Annotated in this window: 21 protein-coding genes; 10 read left to right on the plus strand and 11 right to left on the minus strand. The window is 36.2% G+C overall.

From position 1 onward, the window contains the following. The first annotated feature begins 7 nt into the window (after window positions 1-7). The 3 genes from K350_RS0111650 (at window position 8) to K350_RS0111660 (ending at window position 2,145) form a co-directional block, all read left to right on the plus strand. A complete protein-coding gene (locus tag K350_RS0111650; RefSeq protein ID WP_028980067.1) occupies window positions 8-964 on the plus strand; it encodes an OmpA family protein in 957 nt (318 codons plus the stop codon). 177 nt (window positions 965-1,141) lie between these two features. Continuing rightward, the gene (locus tag K350_RS0111655) at window positions 1,142-1,495 is read left to right on the plus strand and encodes a hypothetical protein (RefSeq protein ID WP_028980068.1); all 354 of its coding nucleotides are present in this window, start codon (window positions 1,142-1,144) and stop codon (window positions 1,493-1,495) included. 122 nt (window positions 1,496-1,617) lie between these two features. After that, window positions 1,618-2,145 carry a ferritin gene (locus K350_RS0111660; protein WP_028980069.1) on the plus strand — a complete coding sequence of 176 codons (528 nt, stop codon included), beginning with the start codon at window positions 1,618-1,620 and terminating at the stop codon, window positions 2,143-2,145. 39 nt (window positions 2,146-2,184) lie between these two features. On the opposite strand, the gene K350_RS28425 is transcribed toward K350_RS0111660, so the two are convergent. Beyond that, window positions 2,185-2,466: a (2Fe-2S) ferredoxin domain-containing protein gene (locus K350_RS28425; RefSeq protein ID WP_051313067.1), complete on the minus strand. Its 282-nt coding sequence runs from the start codon at window positions 2,464-2,466 to the stop codon at window positions 2,185-2,187. 155 nt (window positions 2,467-2,621) lie between these two features. Here K350_RS28425 and K350_RS32870 point away from each other — a divergent pair, with 155 nt between their 5' ends. After that, window positions 2,622-3,104, plus strand: coding sequence for a gluconokinase (locus K350_RS32870; protein WP_028980070.1), 483 nt, complete (start codon window positions 2,622-2,624; stop codon window positions 3,102-3,104). Beyond that, on the plus strand, window positions 3,101-4,519 hold the full coding sequence (gene gndA / locus K350_RS0111675) for an NADP-dependent phosphogluconate dehydrogenase (RefSeq protein WP_245598625.1): 1,419 nt from the start codon (window positions 3,101-3,103) through the stop codon (window positions 4,517-4,519). The genes K350_RS32870 and gndA overlap by 4 nt, the downstream gene beginning before the upstream one ends. 143 nt (window positions 4,520-4,662) lie before the next feature. On the opposite strand, the gene K350_RS31075 is transcribed toward gndA, so the two are convergent. Continuing rightward, a complete protein-coding gene (locus K350_RS31075; protein ID WP_051313068.1) occupies window positions 4,663-5,121 on the minus strand; it encodes a GNAT family N-acetyltransferase in 459 nt (152 codons plus the stop codon). A gap of 210 nt (window positions 5,122-5,331) precedes the next feature. On the opposite strand from K350_RS31075, the gene K350_RS0111685 reads away from it, so the two are divergent. Beyond that, on the plus strand, window positions 5,332-6,843 hold the full coding sequence (locus K350_RS0111685) for a T9SS type A sorting domain-containing protein (protein ID WP_211236738.1): 1,512 nt from the start codon (window positions 5,332-5,334) through the stop codon (window positions 6,841-6,843). A gap of 28 nt (window positions 6,844-6,871) precedes the next feature. Here the strand turns inward: K350_RS0111685 and K350_RS31080 are convergent, their stop codons facing one another. From K350_RS31080 to K350_RS0111705, 4 genes are all read right to left on the minus strand, one after another. Next, on the minus strand, window positions 6,872-8,482 hold the full coding sequence (locus K350_RS31080; protein ID WP_051313069.1) for a T9SS type A sorting domain-containing protein: 1,611 nt from the start codon (window positions 8,480-8,482) through the stop codon (window positions 6,872-6,874). Window positions 8,483-8,628: 146 nt separating this feature from the next. Next, window positions 8,629-10,164, minus strand: coding sequence for an ATP-binding cassette domain-containing protein (locus K350_RS0111695; RefSeq protein WP_028980073.1), 1,536 nt, complete (start codon window positions 10,162-10,164; stop codon window positions 8,629-8,631). A gap of 107 nt (window positions 10,165-10,271) precedes the next feature. Beyond that, window positions 10,272-10,979, minus strand: coding sequence for a Bax inhibitor-1/YccA family protein (locus K350_RS0111700; protein WP_037575287.1), 708 nt, complete (start codon window positions 10,977-10,979; stop codon window positions 10,272-10,274). Window positions 10,980-11,064: 85 nt separating this feature from the next. After that, a complete protein-coding gene (locus tag K350_RS0111705; protein ID WP_028980075.1) occupies window positions 11,065-12,204 on the minus strand; it encodes a cystathionine gamma-synthase in 1,140 nt (379 codons plus the stop codon). A 132-nt stretch (window positions 12,205-12,336) separates the two neighbouring features. Here K350_RS0111705 and K350_RS0111710 point away from each other — a divergent pair, with 132 nt between their 5' ends. Continuing rightward, window positions 12,337-13,032: a TVP38/TMEM64 family protein gene (locus tag K350_RS0111710; protein ID WP_028980076.1), complete on the plus strand. Its 696-nt coding sequence runs from the start codon at window positions 12,337-12,339 to the stop codon at window positions 13,030-13,032. A 67-nt stretch (window positions 13,033-13,099) separates the two neighbouring features. Continuing rightward, the gene (locus K350_RS0111715) at window positions 13,100-14,560 is read left to right on the plus strand and encodes a DUF5723 family protein (protein WP_028980077.1); all 1,461 of its coding nucleotides are present in this window, start codon (window positions 13,100-13,102) and stop codon (window positions 14,558-14,560) included. 145 nt (window positions 14,561-14,705) lie between these two features. Here K350_RS0111715 and K350_RS0111720 read toward each other — a convergent pair whose 3' ends face one another. The 5 genes from K350_RS0111720 to K350_RS0111740 are packed head-to-tail and all read right to left on the minus strand — an operon-like array spanning window position 14,706 to window position 19,116. After that, the gene (locus K350_RS0111720) at window positions 14,706-15,164 is read right to left on the minus strand and encodes a DinB family protein (protein WP_028980078.1); all 459 of its coding nucleotides are present in this window, start codon (window positions 15,162-15,164) and stop codon (window positions 14,706-14,708) included. Window positions 15,165-15,170: 6 nt separating this feature from the next. Continuing rightward, complete coding sequence (locus K350_RS0111725; RefSeq protein ID WP_028980079.1) at window positions 15,171-15,485, minus strand: rhodanese-like domain-containing protein; 315 nt, start codon at window positions 15,483-15,485, stop codon at window positions 15,171-15,173. Window positions 15,486-15,497: 12 nt separating this feature from the next. Continuing rightward, window positions 15,498-16,121, minus strand: a complete 624-nt coding sequence (locus K350_RS0111730) for a precorrin-2 dehydrogenase/sirohydrochlorin ferrochelatase family protein (RefSeq protein ID WP_037575412.1) — start codon at window positions 16,119-16,121, stop codon at window positions 15,498-15,500. Window positions 16,122-16,142: 21 nt separating this feature from the next. Next, complete coding sequence (gene cobA / locus K350_RS28440) at window positions 16,143-16,967, minus strand: uroporphyrinogen-III C-methyltransferase (RefSeq protein WP_081670974.1); 825 nt, start codon at window positions 16,965-16,967, stop codon at window positions 16,143-16,145. Between the two features lie 10 nt (window positions 16,968-16,977). Then, on the minus strand, window positions 16,978-19,116 hold the full coding sequence (locus K350_RS0111740) for a HEPN domain-containing protein (protein WP_037575290.1): 2,139 nt from the start codon (window positions 19,114-19,116) through the stop codon (window positions 16,978-16,980). A gap of 266 nt (window positions 19,117-19,382) precedes the next feature. Between K350_RS0111740 and K350_RS0111745 the strand changes: the two genes are divergently transcribed. Both K350_RS0111745 and K350_RS0111750 read left to right on the plus strand, forming a co-directional pair. Then, window positions 19,383-19,796: an OsmC family protein gene (locus K350_RS0111745; protein WP_028980082.1), complete on the plus strand. Its 414-nt coding sequence runs from the start codon at window positions 19,383-19,385 to the stop codon at window positions 19,794-19,796. 41 nt (window positions 19,797-19,837) lie between these two features. Beyond that, on the plus strand, window positions 19,838-21,040 hold the full coding sequence (locus tag K350_RS0111750) for a trans-sulfuration enzyme family protein (RefSeq protein ID WP_028980083.1): 1,203 nt from the start codon (window positions 19,838-19,840) through the stop codon (window positions 21,038-21,040). Window positions 21,041-21,235 lie beyond the last annotated feature (195 nt).

The raw sequence follows: 21,235 nt of genomic DNA on the forward strand, positions 1-21,235 counted from the left end.
ATACTATATGAAAAAACAAATTATCGGGATCCTTATTACATGCACAGCATTTTCTTGTGTTACGAAAAAGAAATTTGATGATCTAAATGTTAGGAAGTCTGCTCTGGAAGCCGAGAAATCGGAATGTGATGCATTGCTTAAAACTGCCCAAGCAATGAATTCAAAATATTCACTGGATATTGATAGTCTTTCTAAAGAAAGGAGAAGACTAATAGATGACTCAACCCAAACAGGTATCGTATTAAGGAAAACTCAACGCAATTATAAAAACCTGAATGATACTTACGAGCAACTATTAAGAAATCATGACAGACTACAGTCTCAAAGCTCTTCAGACATAGACAGAATGAGTAAAGACCTTTCCAAAAGAGAAAAAGATCTTTTTGATGCTGAGAAGAAAGTAAATGAACTTCAAGCTAATTTGCAAGAGAGAGAAGCTAAAGTAAAAGAGCTTGAAAGAGTAATGGCAGAAAAGGACAAAGCTGTAACAGAACTGAAAAATAAGGTAAGTAAAGCTTTGCTTTCATTTAAAGAAAGTGACTTATCTGTAAATGTGAAAAACGGAAAAGTATATGTTTCACTTAGTGAACAGCTTTTATTCAAATCAGGTAGCACGGACGTAGATAAAAAAGGTGTAGAAGCATTAAAAAAACTGGCTGATGCATTGAAAGATCAAAATGACATTAACATATTAGTTGAAGGTCATACAGATGATGTACCTGTATCCAAAGGCACTGGAGGCATGAAGGATAACTGGGACCTAAGTGTGCTAAGAGCTACTGAGATTGCCCGTATTTTGGGCACTTCAGGAATCAATCCAAGAAGAATTGTAGCTTCCGGAAGATCTGAATTTTCTCCTGTAGCTGAAGGCAAAACTGCAGAAGCAAGACAAAAAAACAGAAGAACAGAAATCATTTTGTCTCCAAAACTTGATGAATTATTCCAAATTCTTGAGAATAATTAGACATTATTTTTGTTTTGAGAACTTTAAGGCTCCGGCAACTCCGGAGCCTTTTTATTTCATACAAACTATAAATCAACAATTTACCTCAATTCAAAAAACACAAAAACTATTTAGAAAAATTCTAATTAATTATTTGGAACAAGTCTAATTAAATAAGTATCTTTGTATAGTAATCAAATGGAAGCAACACAAACATATTTAAAAGAGATTTTTGCGACAGCACATGGTGCTGTTTATCAATGCGATAAGGAAGGTAATTTTCTTCTTGAATTTGCAGGACAAACCTCTTCTTTTAAATTTCCATGTTTCTTTTCTCTTCGTAAGCGCATCAACCAGATTGACCTTGCGAAAATGCTTTCAAATCCGGATACTTCATCCGATATTGAAATTGTCTGTCCTTGCGGGAGCAATCGCGTATTCATTCTTAGCCCTATGGAAGTCATTCTATTTAAAGAATTACTAAACGGAGCAAAAGTAATGATGGAGTTGAATAGCATACTATTTGAAAGACTTTATCGCGTAACAGTTTAATTTTTTTATCTCATATTTTGTTTTTTATAAAAGATTAATTTACCTTGACTCCTAGGGTAAACTATTATCTATTTGCCCCGTTTTGTAAAAATTACAACCTCTGTAAAAGTAAAGTAGAGAATATGAGAGACATTGTCAGACAAAAAACATCCCTTACTGAGGAAATTGAAAACATCCTCAACGAGCAAATAAAATTAGAAGCAAAAGCTTCAGCATTATACCTTGCGATGGCTTCCTGGTGCGATCAGCATGGATTTTTATACAGTTCAGAATTTTTCTACAAGCAATCTGGAGAAGAAAGAGAGCACATGCTTAAGATCTTTAAATATGTGAATGATGTTGGTGGAAAAGCATTCTCTCCGGAAGTTGCTGGAATACCTCAAGATTTTGAATCATTAAAATCTGTATTTATAGGCGGACTAGAGCAGGAAATTGCAAATACCCAGGCATTAAACAGGGTAGTTGATGTTTGTTACAAAGTAAAAGATTATACCACAGCCAATTTCATGCAATGGTTCCTGAAAGAACAAATAGAAGAAGAGTTCATTTTCAGAAGAGCTCTTGAACTATTTGAGGTGATAGGAGAAGAAGGCGTTGGAACCTATATGATCGATAAAAAGATCCCGGACATTAAATATACTCATGACTAATTCACGTCGTCAGTAAAAAAATAAGGAGTAGCTTTTGAACTACTCCTTATTTTTTTCTTCTTCAGGAATCTCTTCTAACAGTCCGGCGGCTTTTTGCACATCCATAAAAAAGTGCCAGGAATTTTCCGGTTGCACACAAACCACAGGCCCTAATTTACATCTATCAGTACAGCCAGTCTTTATCACGGCTAAACCTCTTAATTTATTTTCTTTTATTAATCCTTTAAGACTTTTCTGGATCAGCTTCCCCCCTCTTTTTTTGCACTTACTGCCAGTACATACATAAAATATTTTTTCCGGTTTCTTGGGCTCTTTACTCATACCTAAATTTACTGCGTTACGCTTTATGTATCAACAATAAATAAAGAATAAAGATTTTAAAACCTAATCTTATTTCGTTCTTACCCAAAGTATATTAACAATTCTATTCCATCCTAAACTACATCCAGGTTTTATTATTTTCATTAACTTTCAGAATGATTTATATAATAATGGGTGTTTCAGGATGTGGAAAAACAACTATTGGAAAGTTGCTTTCATCACATTTGAACCTACCTTTTTTTGATGGCGATGATTTCCATTCGGAGAGCAACATAAAAAAAATGTCAAACGGAACATCTCTTACAGATGAGGACCGTCTGCCATGGCTGACAACTCTTTCAGAAAACCTTGTAAAATGGGAATTGGCCGGTGGAGCTGTATTAGCCTGTTCCGCATTAAAAGAAGAATACCGAAAAATATTATTATCAACCCAAACACTGGTTACATGGATATTTCTTGACGGTAATATGAACATTATTAAGCAAAGATTAGATTGCAGAGAAGGACACTATATGCCATCCACATTATTGAACTCTCAATTCAGTTTATTAGAAAGACCTCAATACGGCATGCATATAGATGTTTCATCCACCCCCGATTTGATCGTTCAGGAAATTTTAAAGAAATTGAAGGTATGAATTCATTAGCACAATTTGGAGTTGTTGGACTCGGAGTAATGGGCAAAAGCCTTGCTTTAAATCTGGCAGAAAAAGGAATTAACGTTTCAGTATATAATAGACACATAACCGGTTCTGAAGAAAATATCGCTGTTGATTTCGTGAAGGAACAAAGCGCTAAAACCGTTATGAGTGGTTTTGATGATCTTAGGGCTTTTGTTATATCTCTTGAAAAACCAAGAAAAATCTTATTGATGATACAAGCAGGTTCTGCAGTTGATCAGCAATTAGATCAACTATTACCTGTGCTTGACAGAGGCGATATCCTCATTGACGGCGGCAATTCATTTTATAAAGACACCAACAAAAGAACCAAACAGCTTAATGAGCTGGGTATCCATTTCATCGGAGCTGGTATTTCCGGAGGAGAAGAAGGTGCCCGTAAAGGACCGTCAATAATGCCTGGAGGAGATAAGGATGCATATAATAAAATCAGCAGTTATCTTGAACTCATCGCCGCCAAAGACAAACAGGGAAAACCTTGCATAACATATATCGGAGAAGAAGGCGCAGGACATTTTGTCAAGATGGTTCATAATGGTATTGAATATGCTGAAATGCAGATTCTGACAGAGGTCTATTTTCTTCTTCGCTACTACTCACTTTATCCTGCTGAAAAAATTGCTGATTTATTCACACAATGGCAGCATGATGGCTTGGATGGTTATCTTCTCGAAATCACGATTGATATATTGAGAAAAAAAGAAGACGGGGTTTTACTTTTAGATAAAATACTGGATAAAGCCGCCCAGAAAGGAACCGGGGGCTGGTCAACCACAGCCGCCATGGATCTAGGCGTTCCATTTTCAACTGTATCAGAAGCTGTAATGGCCAGAGCCCTTTCTTCTTTTAAGTCATACAGACAACAAATAAGCTCAACTTACAGTAGCCCTCTTGCTATAACTGATAACTTGAAAGACTCTCTTTCAGATAAAATAAAAAATGCATACAAAGCTGCAAGAATAATAAATCATGAAACTGGATTTCATTTATTAAAAGAAGCATCTGTTCAATACAGATGGAATCTAAACCTCTCTGAAATCGCGCGTATCTGGACCAATGGATGTATTATCCGGTCTGAATTAATGGAACAAATTGCGACCACTTTTCTTAATGAAGAGTCCATTGTTCTAGCTCCTTCTTTTAAGAAGGAATTAATTGATGCACAAAGAGATTTTACTCAGGTAATAACAACAGGACTATCAAACGATATTGCTTTACCTGTGTTATCTTCGGCTCTCAATTATTACTTAGGTCTGAAGACCTTGAATTCAGGAGCGAACCTTATCCAGGCACAGAGAGATTATTTTGGTGCACACACGTATCAAAGAATTGATACACCTGATAAATATTTCCATACACACTGGAAAAACTAGTAGTTCTTGTTAAATCATTGGAGGTTGCTATTCTAGATATTAAACGTCCCTACATACATATTAACCAAATATTAATAATAGCATATTGACAAAGAAAGGCAATCGATATCGGGTCGCCTTTTTTTATTTCATACTTTAAGCTTTTAGCTTTTAGCTTTCTTAAGCATCAGATATGACCTGTCTGACTTAACAAATCCCAGCTTCTCGTACAGCTTCAGTGCTCTTGCGTTATAAGGGAGCACCTCTAACTCCATTGCTACAAATTCCAGATCTTTTCTTTCCTTCAGATACCTCACAAAATCAGTTGAAATCCCTTTTCCTCTATACTCAGGAATAATATAAAGCTCATCTATATTCAGGATCAATCCGCCATATTCATTACTATAGAAGTTGACTATAATGCAATACCCCACAATTTTGTCACCATCATTAAATATAGTTATTAATCCGTAATCCGGATGTTTTTCAAAAGCTTCAAAGGATTTATATATCTGCTCTTCAGTTTTGTTTTTTCCTGACGGGTCATCGTTATAAAAATCCTGAATCATTGACACAACGTGAGCTCTGTCTGCTGCTTCAAATTTCCTGTAACTAATATTCATAAAACTTTATTTTAAATCCCTACTTGATTTACCTTAACCAAAGGCGGAATTTAATATTTTTTTAAATCCATTTCCTACAAACCCCTCATAAGAAAATGCTATACACTTTGAGAATCAAAAAGTAACGAAAAAATAAATTATTTTTTACAGTTTCTTTATTTTAAATTAGAGTGCTCTATATGTATGAATCGGTCTAAAATTATATCTGCAATGACTGTCATAAGATACATTTCCCTCCTTCTACTTTTCATTTCTCCGATGATAATGAAAGGTCAGACATTTACGAATAATACAACTGCTAATATTCCTGCTAATGGTACCACTCCCAGTTTCCTCTCAAATCCGATAAATGTTACCGGGCTGCCGGATATAGATGGAAATCCTTTTGGTTTGGAGGAGGTTCAGATAACCTTTAATACTCAGCAATTCACCCGGATGGAACTTTTTCTTGTTTCTCCCAATGGAAGAATCATAGAACTAAGCAATATTCGGAACGGGAATGGGAATGTAGCAGGAACATTTATATTTAACATGAATCCTTCCAACACTGAAATCCGATTTTGGAATGCCTCCTCCCCGCCTTCTCCAACATCATTTCTACCTATGGCTAGTATAAATTCTGTCAATGACGGAACCAGTCCTAATGGACAATGGAGGTTATTAGGAAGAATAGCTCAGGTTTTTTCAATTTATACTAATCAGATCACCAGTTGGAGTATTAAATTTGGTAATAACTATACAAAACCAGCTGCTTCGAATGATGATTGTTCAGGAGCTATTAATCTTGTGAATTCAGCAATCAATGATGCATATGTTTCAGGAACCAATGTAGAATACGGAGCAAAACTACCTTCTTATGGAGATATTAATGGAAGCTTCGTGTGCAGTAGCGGATATACCGAAAATTCTGCCTGGTTTACATGGATAGCTTCTTGTCCAAATGACAGTCTAAATATCCGCAGCTTCACAAGAGTTCAAACCGGAGTGGTAAAAGGCAACTGTGGTGGCCCCTATACAAAAATTGATTGTAATGTAATTGATTATCCCAATAATTATACCTATAAATTCGTCAACCTCACCCCAGGCACCAGATACTATCTTATCCTGGATGGTGACAATGCCTATTATGGGCCTTTTGATATCAGATGGTATCCTGGAAGTTGCACACCATTGCCGGTAACATTGTTAAATTTCATAGCATCTTATGATTCAAAGGCTGACAATATAAATCTTCGTTGGATAACTGCAACAGAAAAGAACAATAAAGAATTTATTATCAAAGCAAAAAATTATAATACAACTTCTGATTTCATTGAAATAGCGAAAGTAAAATCTTACTTACAAAATACAGGTTCTAGTTATGATATATACTGGATACCTGAACAAGACGGATTTTATGAGTTTCAGCTATTGCAGACAGATGTTGATGGAACAACTACTTATCTAGCACATTCATTTGCTCACGTTGATTACCCGAATGAGAGTTTTACCAATATTTTATATTCTGAATCAGGACCGCAGCTTAACATAGAATTGAATACATCAGACTTATTAAACTTGTCGATAATTGATCTGAGTGGGAAAATTATCTGGACTAAAACCAAACAGGTTGATGCAGGTAATAGCCACCTACCACTTCCTTCAAACATTGCCCAAGCCCTTTACATTTTGGAAGTAAGAACATCTGACAAAATTGAGTGTAGAAAATTATTATATAAATAATTCCCAGCAATTTCAGGAAACATTAAAATTAATCAATCTTTAAAACCTTTTTTATCAAAATATTCTTATCGGTTTGTACCTTAACCCAGTATTCTCCTATAGGTAAAACCTTGAGATCTAAAGTCACTTCATCTGAATAAATAACCTCTCGTTTTATTTCTTTACCAGAATTATCATACACAGAAATATTACCTGTAGCAGATGATAATTCAACCTCTAACTTGTCCCTAAAAGGGTTGGGATAGGTAAGTAACTCCTGCTGTTCTCCTTTAACGGATATAACATTACTATATGAAACACTTCCATCATTATCAATTAACTTCAATCTAAAGTATGCTGATTCATAATTAAAAACTGGCACTTCTAACCGGTATGTATTTGTTGCTCCGCCTTTCGCCGCTAACTGTCCGGCATATTTATCAAAATTTATCTCGTCATAACTTTGTTCCACTTCAAATCTTGAAAAATCAATTTCATTAACAGTATACCATTGAAGCAATACCTTCCCTTCTCTTATATTACTTATTGCTGAAAAGTTTAACAGATTTACAGGCAATGGTGTAGATGGTTTAAAAATCAATACCCGATTATTTGAAAAATCAGAGACGAATAACAAATCATTCTCAACTGATACAAATATTGGTGATACTTTATCCTGGGCTGTGGCAGTATTGCTGTTAGCAAAATCAATCTGCCCGATTACATGATCTGCCAAGGCACCATTAGCTGCTAGCGAAGTACTATTGAATATCAATACTCTGTCATTTCCATTATCTGCGATATAAAGACGCCCGCCTTCATCCATGTATACACCCCATGGACTGCTAAGAGCTGATTGAGACAAACCAGCTGTTGAAGTAAAAAAATCAGATTGTCCAATAACCAGATCTGCATCAGCGCTGCTTGACAATGCATTGGCATTACTAAACCTTAACACTCTGTTATTATTTACATCTGCAACCCACAAATTTCCATTTACATCAATAGATATCTGTCCAGGACCATTTAAAGTATTGTCTGAAAGGCCAGGACTCCCTGTACCTAAATATAAACTTGCAGGAGCACCGTTGGATAAAAAAGAAGGATTGTCAAATTTCAGAATTCTATTATTACCGAAGTCAGACACCCATAAAGCATTATTTCTATAAGTAAGAGCCCACGGAGAGGAAAACTCTGCAAGCCCCGTCCCGCCGTTAGAACCAGAAAATCCTGACTGGCCTAAAACCAAATCAAAAGCACTTCCTGTTAATGCAGTTACCGCATTACTGACTCTTACTACTCTATTATTCCCTTGGTCTGCAATCCATAAATTTCCATTGTCATCCAAAGCTATACCAGAAGGAGTATTTAAGCTCGTCGTTGAAGTTGCAGTGACGAATGCATTTGACAAGTTTGTCTGGCCGAATACAGCTTCAGCGTTTGCTCCATCAATATATGCAGCTGTGGATGGATATCTAAGAACCCGATGAGAAAAAGCATCTGCAACAAATATTTTCCCTGAGACAGGGTCTACAACTACTTGATTGGGTCTGTTCAATCCACTCTCAGTGGCAATTGGATTACTGGTAGTGAATGTAGGTTGCCCCAATACATTAGCTGCTGGTTGTCCATCTGTCCATTGACCATAACTCCTATTCATTAGAATGCAAAAGAATATCGAGGTCAAAAATGTGAGTACTGATTTGCTAAAAAACATATCTTGAGGTATTGAAAATCGTGACAAAAAAATTCAGATTATTAAAGCTACAAGATAGTTATAATCCTCAATTTAAGCAATCTAAGAATTTAGCTTACCACCTGCTTCACCTTTCCATCCTCCAATTCAAGGTAGTTTTTTACACAGGAAGGAATGTCCTCTTTGTAGTGAGAAACATAAATAAGAGTTTTATTAAACGTTGTACAAATTTCATTTACAACAGAGACAAACTGCTTAATCTGCATTTTATCGAGACCTTGACAAGGTTCATCTAAAATCAGGAGTTGAGGATTCTTCACTAACGCTCTTCCTAAAAGTACAAGACGTTGAATACCCAATGACAACTGGGACAATCTCATAGTCTTGAATGATGACAATTTTAAAATTTCCATCCATAGATGAACCTGCTTAGTTTGCCATGATGAAATTTTTCCTGAAGATCCTACCTGATCATTAAAACCTGAGGCAATGGAATCAAAAACCGTAATACCACCAGAAGAAGTTTCAGCTGCGAGGCTTTGAGCTGCCGAATTGACAAATAAAGCTTCTGTGAAACTTTTATTACGCTGAAAAAATATATGCAGCTCAGGAGAGATATAACCTATTTTTGCTTTTAACTCCCAAATGCTTTCACCACTCCCCTTCTTCTTATCAAAAAGCCAAATATCATTTCCATAAGCCTGAGGATTATCGCCGTTAATAAGACTAAGCAAAGTAGATTTTCCGGAACCATTATGACCAATCAAAGCCCAGCATTCACCTTTGCAGATTTTCCAGTTAACTTTATCCAGAATAATCTTATCACCATATTTCACTGTAACATCTTTCATTTCTACTGCCACTTTGAACTCCTCCTGCTCATTCCAGTACAACTGATTATACAGTTCCGAATCATGAAGGATAAATGTTTCCGAGGGTTGTTGTTCTTCACCTTTATACGAATCTTTAAATTCTCTAAGAGAAGCCATATTATCTATCTTTCCACCTGTTAGCTTCAAAACATAATTTATCTGTTCCGGAATCTCGTCAGGAGTTGTAATCACAACAACAGTACTCCCTAAAGTTATCAGTTCATTAATAATGCTATGCAGTACTTTTCTTGCTTCTGTATCCAATCCTATAAAAGGACTGTCAAATATGATCACCTCTGGCTTTTGCAATAAAGCTCTTGCGATTTGTAATCGCTTGCCTTCACCATTTGACAATTCAATCAATCTTCTTTTGAGGAGATAATCCATTCGCAACTGCTTTGCGATATTTTCAATTTCTGAGAGAGGAAGTCCGGTGGCGGCTTTTAGCAGTTCTTCTTCAACAAGAGGAAAATTCTGCCCATAATTGCTATCAAACCTTTGCTGGTAATAGCTTCTCTCTGAAGAATCCCTGAAATCATGCTGCTGGGAGATAAAAACGCTTTTATAATCTGAAGGAAAAGAAAAATTAATTATACCCGAAGTAGGTGTAATCCTGTTCGCAAGAACCTTTCCCAATATTGTTTTCCCGCTGCCTGAAGGACCTATGATAGCCAAAGAAGTTCCTTTTTTTAACTTGAACGAAATATCTTTTAGAATGAATCTCCCATTAACTTCAACACAAAGTTGATCTAATTCAAGAAACTGTTGAGGCATAGTTGTTTTTTTTAAAGGTAGCAAGATTGAATAACTGACAGCAATATAAAAAGCAAAAGTCTGCCTCACAGCAGACTTTTGCATCCTATTTAGGTAGATTTTTAAGATTAGTCTCTTCTGTTTCCGAACAATCTCAAAAGAGCAAGGAAGAGATTAATAAAGTTGATATAAAGCGACATTGCACCAATGATAGCAAGCTTACCAGCTCTTTCACTGCCATCATTATAAATATCTTTCATACTTTGAACATTATATGCTGTAAGACCTGTAAATACAACAACACTCACAATGCTCATAATATAGGAAAGTGTGTCGCTGTGAAGGAACATATTAATAACACTTGCAATGATAATTCCGAAAAGAGCCATCATTAACAGGTTACCAATTCTTGTAAGATCGGTTTTTGTTGTATAACCATATATCGCTGTAACAGCGAACATACCAGCTGTAACAAAGAATATTGAATAAATTGAACCGGCCGTGTATACAAGGAAAATTACACTTAAAGACATTCCCATCAATGCTGAATACGTCATAAATAATAACACCAGCATTCCATATGACAATTTTTCAAATGCAAAATTCATTAATAAAACAAACCCTATCGGAGCAAACAAAACGATATAGCCAAATATTGACCATCCTCTTTCATTTATTAACAATGATAATAAAGAAGCATTATTAGCAAAAAGAAATGAAATTGCAGCAGTCATAACTAGACCTGCAGACATCCAGATAAATACATTAGCCATAAAGGATTGACTCATGGTCGATACGCTTTTCCCCTGGCTGTAATACAAATTATCTTTTTCCATTGTGTTTAAATTTAAATTGTTTAAAGTTTTATGTTTAGTTTTTTATCTGCAATACAAACGATTTTACTTTATTAAAGTTGTTTTATTATCCTATAGCATTTTTCAGATCTTCAATAAGATCTTCAACATCCTCAACTCCTACACTAAGCCTTATAAGACTATCTTTTAATCCGGCTTTTTCTCTTTCTTCCTTAGGAATGCTGGCATGTGTCATTGTTGCAGGATGCCCGCATAACGATTCTACTCCCCCTAAAGATTCGGCAAGAGAAAATAATTTAGCTCTTTCAAGGAACCTTTTCGCATCTTCAATTTTGTCACCTTTCAATGTAAATGAAAGCATACCGCCGAAAGCTTTCATCTGCTTCTGAGCCACAGCATGATTAGGATGAGAACTTAATCCCGGGTAATAAACTTTATCGACTTTAGGATGTTCAGACAAAAACTGTGCTATTTTTGCAGCATTGTCACAATGTCTTTCCATTCGCAGATGTAATGTTTTAATACCTCTCAGTACTAAGAAACAATCCTGAGGTCCTGGAACTGCCCCACATGCATTTTGAAGAAATGCTAGTCTGGCAGCCACTTCTTTGTCGTTCAGAATGATAGCTCCCATTACAACATCAGAATGCCCTGAAAGATATTTTGTTACTGAATGCATTACAATATCAACGCCAAGATCCAGAGGAAGCTGAAGATAAGGAGTGGCAAAGGTATTGTCTACAACAGTAATGACTGTATGTTTCTTTCCAAGATTGGCAATGGCCTTTATATCAATAATATTTAACAAAGGATTGGTTGGAGTCTCCATCCAGATAAGCTTTGTATTGGAGTTGATATATTTCTCAACCTCCTTCGCATTGTCCATCGGGATAAAATGAAACTTGATACCATAATGCGCAAATACTTTGGTGAATATTCTATAAGTTCCACCATATAGATCATTAGTTGAAATTACCTCATCGCCAGGCTTAAGCAATTTCAGAATAGTGTCTATTGCAGCCATACCAGAAGCAAAACACAATCCTTGTGCGCCATTTTCAAGCGCAGCAAGACTATTTTGCAAAGCAGTTCTTGTAGGGTTATGTGTTCTTGAATACTCATACCCCTTATGGTCGCCCGGAGAGGCTTGCACATAGGTAGAGGTTTGATATATAGGAGTCATGATTGCTCCTGTTGAAGGATCAGGCTCCACGCCTGCATGAATTGCTTTGGTTCCGAATTTCATTTTCCTTTTTTATTTCTTTCTGAAGATTCTAATTATACCTATTTAAGATTACCAACTTAGTTTTTTTAAAACTCCATTTCATTAGAGAATAGAATTTTCTTAACATTGCAATATAACAAAAAGAAGAGGGAAATGATAAAAGGAATCCGTGAGCTTATTAAAGACAACCGGACAACTGCCTTATATCTTTTATATTTCACCCTTGCTCCCTTTATTTCAGACTCTTACCTTATTTACCTTTCAATAAGATATCAGGAGCAGATATCTTCATTCACTCTCCCAGAATATAGTCTGCTTTCCTTAATATTGGGCATGTGCATGGCAACAGGATTGTGCCATACAACACTTATTGCTACAGTTTCCGGCTATTTTTTAGGGATAAATTCTGTATACATTGTTATACCAACCTACATATTTGCATCTGTCCTTGGATATTTCTTAGCTCAGAAACTTGATAATGGCCACTTCATGAAGACGCTTCTGCGCTTTAACAAGACAGCACTTATTAAGTCAAATCTCAAAAATGAAGAACCAAAAATCATTTTCCTTTCCAGACTTTCTCCGGTAATTCCATTTGCCTTAATGAATTTTCTACTGTCAGTTTTGGGAGCAAATTTCAGAAAATACCTCATTTTTGGAACCGCAGGGATGCTTCCCCGTACACTATTATTCTGCTACATAGGAAGTAAGGCCGGAGAATTAATTCAGGCAATAAATGCTCCCGGACAGGAAAGTATGAGTAAAGTAATAACACTACTTCTTATAATCTCCTCGCTTATAGGTCTTTATTATTTCATAAAAAAAGCTATCACCAAAGCTCTGAAGTAATAAAACCTCACTTCTTGCAGACAAATTTTCTGAATTAAAATCTAGTTTTGAATAAATTATTTACTGTATGAAAAAACTTTTACCCCTGTTTTTTATAGCTTTTTCAGTTAATCAATCATTTGCTCAACAGGAATTCAGTTCTTTTACCTCTACGGGACGGGGAGTCTCCACAACATTTGTAACAGATTATCAAACAATCGGAATAAACCCTGCTAATCTAGGCTTACATACTGAATATGAAACAAAGCATGTAACATTGGGATTAATGGAAGGTGCTGCTTCCGCATACTCTAATGCTTTGAGTAAAACAACATTTGGAAAAAGTCTTACTGAGTACAATGACATCTTCAATCAACATGATAAAATTAAAGCGGCACAGCAATTTGCTGGAAATGGTGTTGCTGCCAACGTAGACCTGATGGCTTTGGGATTTGCTATACAAAGTGACAAATTGGGAGGCTTTGCATTTTCAATTAAAGAATCTATGCGTTGGTATTCTCAATTCAGTGGTTTGACTGCCGATCTGTTATTCAGAGGAAAAACTTCAGCCTATTTTGATCAATTAAAGCTAAATAATGGTGAAATAGTTGCTAATGATCCAAGCCAATATGAACAATATGAAGCTATAGGTATTGATCAAGGGATGGCAAGCAACCAACTAAAACTCTCAGCACTTTTTGACGGATCGAAAATTAAAAACAACTGGTATCGGGAATACAATTTAAACTATGGACGAAAAGTCTTCGGTAATGATTTGCTGTATATCACTGCGGGTGTTGGTGTAAAATATCTACAAGGCTTTAACTACACAAACTGTGAAGTTAAAAATGGAAAAATAGTTATGGCTGGAGCTTTTAATCCATATTTTGAAATAGATTTTGGAGTAGGTGCAGCAAATAATCCATCGGCAATAAACAACGAAAACTATCAATCCATAGGAAATGGATTTGGTTTTGATTTTGGAGCAGATGTAGTTATAAATGAAAAAATAACTATAGGTGCAGCCATTACCAATATTGGTTCTATTAATTATACAGGAAATGTATATACAATAAAAGATACAACTCTAGCCTCTATGGCTTCTGAAGGATCCAACAACTATAATATATTTTCGCAGGCTCCCAATATACTTGCCAAATCCGGAACATTGAAATGGGAAGGTCAAAAAAACATAAAAGCTAAACTCCCAACAATGTTTAGACTTGGAGCCAGCATAAGATTGATTGAAATCGTTAATGTTGGTTTTGACTTTATCATGCCGACAAACAAAGAAGCGGGCAATTTTGAAAAACCATACATAGGAGTTGGTGGCGATATCAAGCCAATCCGATGGATAAGACTGTCAACGGGTATAAATACAGGTGGTAATTATATCTCCAGAGCAAACGTACCATTTGGACTAACCATAGTTGTTGGTGAAAACGGAACATGGGAGCTAGGAGCAGCTACCAGAGATATTGTCACTTATTTAAGACAGAAAGGGCCAAATTTATCTTTTGCGTTTGGTTTCTTAAGGTTTAGACTTTAAAAGTGCAAAGCTTAAAGCTAAAAGAATAAAATATCACACATGAAAAAAATGTATTACTTTATCAAGTCGATTCCTAAAATAAGGTTGATTGTTTTCAACAATTGGAGCGCTTCACTTTTAGCTTTGCGCCTTAAGCTTCCAGTTGTTACGATTTACCAAGTCTTGAGAAAGTAATGTAATCAACATTTACTGGCTCCTTCCCTGCCTCTATGAGGGCTTTATTTACTTGCCCGCGATGATAAGAGCCATGGCTAACAACATGAAATAATATATCAGAAAGGCACGTTTCTAAAGCCTCACCTTTGGTATTTTTATATTTTACTTCTTTTAAAAAATCGTCTTCCGGACAAGTATCTATTAACTGAAAAAAATTCAAAGAACTTTCAACTGCATATACCTTTAACAAAAAAGGTTCATGTAATTGCCAAAGTTTTATAGAATGATAAGTTTCATTATTTATTCGCCCATACCAGATCAATTCTGAATTAACAATATGACTTAGCAACCTTGCGCCTTCTTCACAATAATCATTCTTCAATACCTCCGCCAGCTTTTTATTAGCCCAGTGATTGAACTGATACAAGCGATAAAAATTTTCCCTCATTCAGTATTAAGGATTTAAACTTGGATCAATCTCTGCCTTATATGCTAATATTCCACCTTTGAGGTTATAGAGATTGGTATAACCAAAATTCGTTTCCAAAAATCTGATAGCATCTCCGCTTCTTTTGCCGCTTCTGCAATGCACTACAACCATTTTATCTTTAGAAAATTTTGCAACATTCTGAGGTACTGTCGCCAATGGGATAAGTTCACCACCTAAATTCGCAGCCTGAAATTCACCTGGCTCACGGACATCAATCAGTTGAAAATTTTCACCTTTATCAATAAGCTCCTTCAGCTCAGTTACAGATATTTCTTTCATTTTACATTAACGTTATTTATTCTGATCAAATTTATCCTTTTCTTTCAAAACTGACGTAATCTCGTCAAGTTTCTTTACTTTATATTCAAAATCCCCTCTTAATTTTTCTCTGATCTGATTCAGATTAGCAAGTATTTTGTCTATGCTATCAGGTAAAATGTCTTCCAGCATCTCTCTCATTCTCTTCGCAAATGTCGGGGATTTACCATTCGTTGAAACTGCTATCTTCAAATCTCCTTTCTGAACAACTGAACTCAGGTAAAAATCACATAGATCAGGCGTATCCGCAATGTTGCAAAGCACTCTGAAAACTTTGGCATCATCATGCACCTGTTTATTAAGACCTCTTATTGAAGTGGCAGCTATAACAAGATCCTTCCGATTAAGATCGGATTTCTGATACTCCCTTTGTTCTAACTTTAGTAATGGAAATTCAAGTGCGAGTGTGCGGATTTCATCTTTTATTTCAGGTGCAACTAAAGTTACCTGTGCTTTCTGACAATTTTTATATATCGCAGACACCTTTTCCAGTCCGACAAAACCACCACCAACCACAAGCACCTGCAAGTGTTCCAACTTAAAAAAAACAGGAAAGAGTTGATTCCCTTTCCTGTCATTTGATTCTTTATGATTCAGATTTTCCAAATCTTAATAAGATTACCAGTTAAATAATTTCCTATAAAACTCTTTGGTTTCCGGTCTCATTCCGCCTTTGACATCCTCAAGTCTTTCCTTTTCCTGAAATATGAATTCATTTACATAATCCGGATGCAGATCTACTACTTTACCTATCACAATTACAGCAGGAGAAGATAACTTTAACTCATCAACTACATCAACGATGGTATCAACAGTACCCAGGCCGATCTTTTCATCAGGCATGGTTCCGTTCTGAATGACAGCCACAGGTATATCTCCTTTATTTTGTTCCTGAAAGATAGAAACAATTTCTTTTAGTTTTGTCATCCCCATAAGAATGACAACTGTAGCATTAGAACGAGCAGCTATTTCAATATCAGAAGACAATTCATGATTTCTTGTAGTACCGGTAAGTACCCAGAAGCTATCATTAACACCTCTTCTTGTAAGCGGAATTCCCTGCAACTCCGGCACAGCAATAGAGCTAGAAATACCAGGAATTACAGTTGTAGGAATATCAAAGGACTGCGCATACACAAGCTCTTCATGACCACGTCCAAAGATAAAAGGATCCCCTCCTTTTAATCGCACAACATGACCATATTTCAAAGCATGATCAACAATCAGTTTGTTTATATCTTCCTGAGGAAACTGACATACACCTTTCTTCTTTCCGACAAATACTTTTGGAGTATTTGCAGGAATATGATTAAGTATGTCAGGGTGAATTAGTGCGTCATACAAGACTACATCAGCTTCAGAAAGGGCTTTTATCCCCTTCAGTGTTATCAGCTCCGGATCTCCAGGACCAGCTCCGACTAATGTTAATCTTGCACTTTTCATATTTATTATATTACCCGTTTACCAATAACTTTTGCGCTCTGTATGCTCTTACCTTTGATAAAAAATCTGTAACTTCAGAAAGATAAACTTTAGCAAATTCTTGAGTCGGCTCTTGTTCACTCATCTTTAGGACAAGCTTCTCGAATGAACCTCCGTCTAATTGCAATGCACCTTTAGCAATAAAGTGTGTATCGAAATCTTTCACGATCCCAATATGTGTATTGCAATTGATATTTTCTGAAGTTAACAGTGCTTTTGCTCCACTAACAAAAGTAACATATGACTGATAGATACTGTCAGCATAAGCACCTTTGTCATAAGCTCTTTTTGCCCACTTCAATTTATCTTCTGTTTCTTGTATCAGAGTACCAACAAGGTCAAGCATTACACCGGCACATTCACCAACTCCGACCTCAGTCACATATTTTTCAGTATGCCCCCAATCAATGTAGTCAAGCTCTGTAAGCGTAGACAACTCAGCCAGAGGTTTTAATTTCTTATAGAAATAAGTTTTATCTGCAGCAATTTGTCTTCTGTAATAATCATTGAAGTACTCTCCTTCAAATCCAAATTCATCATAATCTGCAAGGATTACTCTGACAGCATCAGGACATCTTTTGGTAGGTAGTTTTACAACTTTATCCGCTATACTTCCTGTTCCATCTGGCTCGATTCCACCACCCAGAAGCAATTGCATTGCTGGCAATACATAGTTTCCATTTTTAATGGACATACCATGAAAACCTATATTCGCAATTGTATGCTGACCGCAAGCGTTCATACAACCGCTGATTTTAATCTTGATATTTTTATTGAAGATAAGATCAGGAAACTCCTCTTTCATCATTCTTTCAAGTTCACCTGAAATCCCTGTACTACTGCTGATTGCCAGATTACACGTGTCTGTACCAGGGCATGCGGTAATATCTACAGTACTATCAAATCCGGGATCTGCAAGGCCAAGTTTATCCAACTCATTAAACAAACCTGTCAAAGCTTCTTTTCTGACAAATTTCAATAACCAGCCTTGATTTACTGTAATTCTGATATCATCAGAAGCATATTTTTGTACTATGGCTGCAAATTCTCTTGCAGTATCTGTTGGCATATCACCAAGGAACTGCTTTACATTTACGCCATAAAATCCTTTTTGCTTTTGTTCGAAAACATTGGTCTTTAACCAGTTTTCATATTTTTGTTGATCTGAAGGAGCTGTGGTCGGATAAGCTCTCTCAGGACCAGGAATAGTAGATTCTACCGCATCTCTGTCAACTATAAATGACTTGCATTTTATAGCTTTCTTTTCTCCTTCTACCAGTTTCATGAAAGCTTCAAACCCAATGCCGTTTACAAGATATTTCAAACGAGCTTTATGCCTTTTACTTCTTTCACCATGTCTGTCAAACACTCTGATTACCGTTTCGATGAATGGAATCATCTGATCTTCCGGTAAGAATTCATGAGCAACATGGGCCAGGAAAGGCTGAGCACCAAGCCCTCCTCCTAAGAATACTTTAAACCCTCTGATTTCTTTTCCATTTTCAGTTTTCACTCTTGGCACAAAACCAAGATCGTGCATAAAACCAAATGCAGAATCTTTATCGCTGCTAGAAAAAGACATCTTAAATTTTCTTCCCATTTCCTGACAAACCGGATTCCTCAGGAAAAACTTAAATGCAGCATGAGCATATGGAGTTACATCAAACAACTCATCCGGATCAATTCCAGCTTCAGAAGAAGCAGTAATATTACGAACTGTATTTCCACAAGCCTCTCTCAAAGTAACACCAACCTCTTCCAGTTCTGCCCATACTTTGGGCGAATTTTCCAGCTTCACAAAGTGAATCTGAATATCCTGACGCGTTGTCAAATGCAGATTGTGAGCTGCATAACGGTCCGAAATATCTGCAATTCTAACTAACTGTAAAGGTGAAACTTTTCCGAAAGGAAGTTTTATACGAATCATCTGAACACCTTCCTGACGCTGACCATATACACCTCTTGCCAAACGGAAAGCTCTGAATTTATCCTGATCCATTTCAAGATTTCTGAATGACTGGATCTTGGTTTGCAATTCCAGAATATCCTCTTTAGCTTCAGGATTAATCTTGTCTAATAATTCTTTGTTTACTTGTAATTCTGTGCTCATTTACAAAATTAGTTAAGCTCCGCAGAGCAGGGTTTGTATTCTAAAGTTAAGAAATTCCCTCCTTAAAAAGTTCCCTCTAAGAAGGTATAATTCAAAAATAGCAAAAATTTTTAAAAAAAGCCTATCAACAAAATAAAATTTTGAAAAAAATCCAACAAACTAACTATTTCAAAATTTTATTTGGCAATAATTATAAAAAGAAAAATTTTATTTATAATTTTGACCCCTTAACAGATAAACATCAGGATATAATTTAATTTTGAAGCATGCTTATTAAACTAGACAGACGTAATGATGCTTACCATTTTGAAGCGTCCAACGAACAGGGAAACCAGGTAAACATTGATGCTTCTCCGGCTATTGGAGGGCAAAACCTGGGTGCAAGACCAATGGAATTACTCCTTATGGGATTAGGAGGTTGCAGTGCCATTGATGTTTTATCAATTCTAAAAAAACAAAGAGTAGAAGTTGCTGATTTCAAAATTGAAATCAACGGAGAAAGGGAGCCGGAAGCTGTCCCTTCTTTATTTCAGGACATCCATATCAAATTCATAGTAAAAGGGCCTGTTGACACTTCCAAAGTTGAAAAAGCTATTGTGTTGTCTCTTGACAAATATTGTTCAGTAGCCAAAACCCTTGAAAAAACGGCCAAAATTACCTGGTCGCTTGATGTAATCTAGAACCCGAGAAATCTTAATTAATCACTATAATATTAAATTGAATGGAGCAGCAATTTGATCATTTTGAAACCAACGCGATTAGAAATCAGATGGAGAGATCTTATAACAGGGAGCATACTGCCCCTATTTATATGACCTCCAGTTTTGTATTTGATGACGCAGAGCAGGCACGTGCACTTTTTGCAGACGAATATCCTGGCAATATATATACACGTTTTTCCAATCCGAATAACAGTGAATTTATTGAAAAAATCTGCCAGATGGAAGGCGCTGAAGATGGCTTTGCCCTTGCATCCGGAATGTCCGCAGTATTTACCAGCATGGCTGCTTTCTTGAAATCTGGTGATCATATTCTAGTTTCCAGATCTGTTTTCGGATCTACCATTCAAATTCTTACCAACATTTTTACAAGGTGGGGAATCACTCACACATTTGCTGATATAGATAAGCCAGAGACCTGGGAAGGTTTAATACAAAAAAACACCAAAATGATTATGGTGGAAACTCCTTCTAATCCTGCGCTTGATCTGATAGATCTGGAGTGGCTGGGCAAACTTGCTAACAAACACAACGTTATTCTTAATGTTGACAATTGTTTTGCTACACCTTATCTACAACAGCCTCTAAAGTGGGGAGCTCATATTGTCAACCACTCAGCTACAAAGTTTATAGACGGACAAGGAAGAGCAATCGGAGGTATCATTGTCGGAAGCAAAGAATTAATCAAAGAAGTACGATTCTTCAGCAGACATACAGGACCAGCTTTATCACCATTCAATGCCTGGATCTTCTCTAAAAGCCTTGAAACTTTAGCAGTAAGAATGGACAGACACTGCGACAATGCATTAAAACTAGCCCAGTATCTTGAAAACCATCCTGAGATAGAATCTGTAAAATATCCTTTCTTAAAAAGCCATCCTCAACACGCACTTGCTAAAAAACAAATGAAAGCTGGCGGTGGAATAGTTACTTTCATTATAAAAGGTGGAGTGGAAAGAGGAAGAGAATTCCTTAATTCATGTATAATGGCAACAAACAGCGCTAACCTTGGTGATTCAAGAACCATTACAACACACCCAGCCTCTACCACACATTCCAAGCTGACTGAACAGGACAGACTTGCAGTGGGCATTCTTCCTGGATTAATAAGAGTTTCTGTCGGCCTTGAAAACATTGAAGATATTATCAAAGATATAGAACAAGCTCTTGAGAAATCTAAAGCGAGTGTAGCAATAAATAACTAATTTTATCTAATGACAATTTAACAAGGAAGGTTAACGCCTTCCTTGTTTTTTTTACCTACCACCAATTAATTCTAAAACTTTTTCTATCCTAGGCCGTATTAAATTTCTCTTTCCAAAAAATTCACCAGGCAATAAACGCCGAATTTTATTCAGAATAATCTGGAATTATTTCCAGAAAGCGAAGGTTTAAGTGAT

Origin of the sequence: Sporocytophaga myxococcoides DSM 11118 (genome assembly GCF_000426725.1) — a bacterium.
In the GTDB taxonomy this organism is placed as follows: Bacteria; Bacteroidota; Bacteroidia; order Cytophagales; family Cytophagaceae; genus Sporocytophaga; species Sporocytophaga myxococcoides.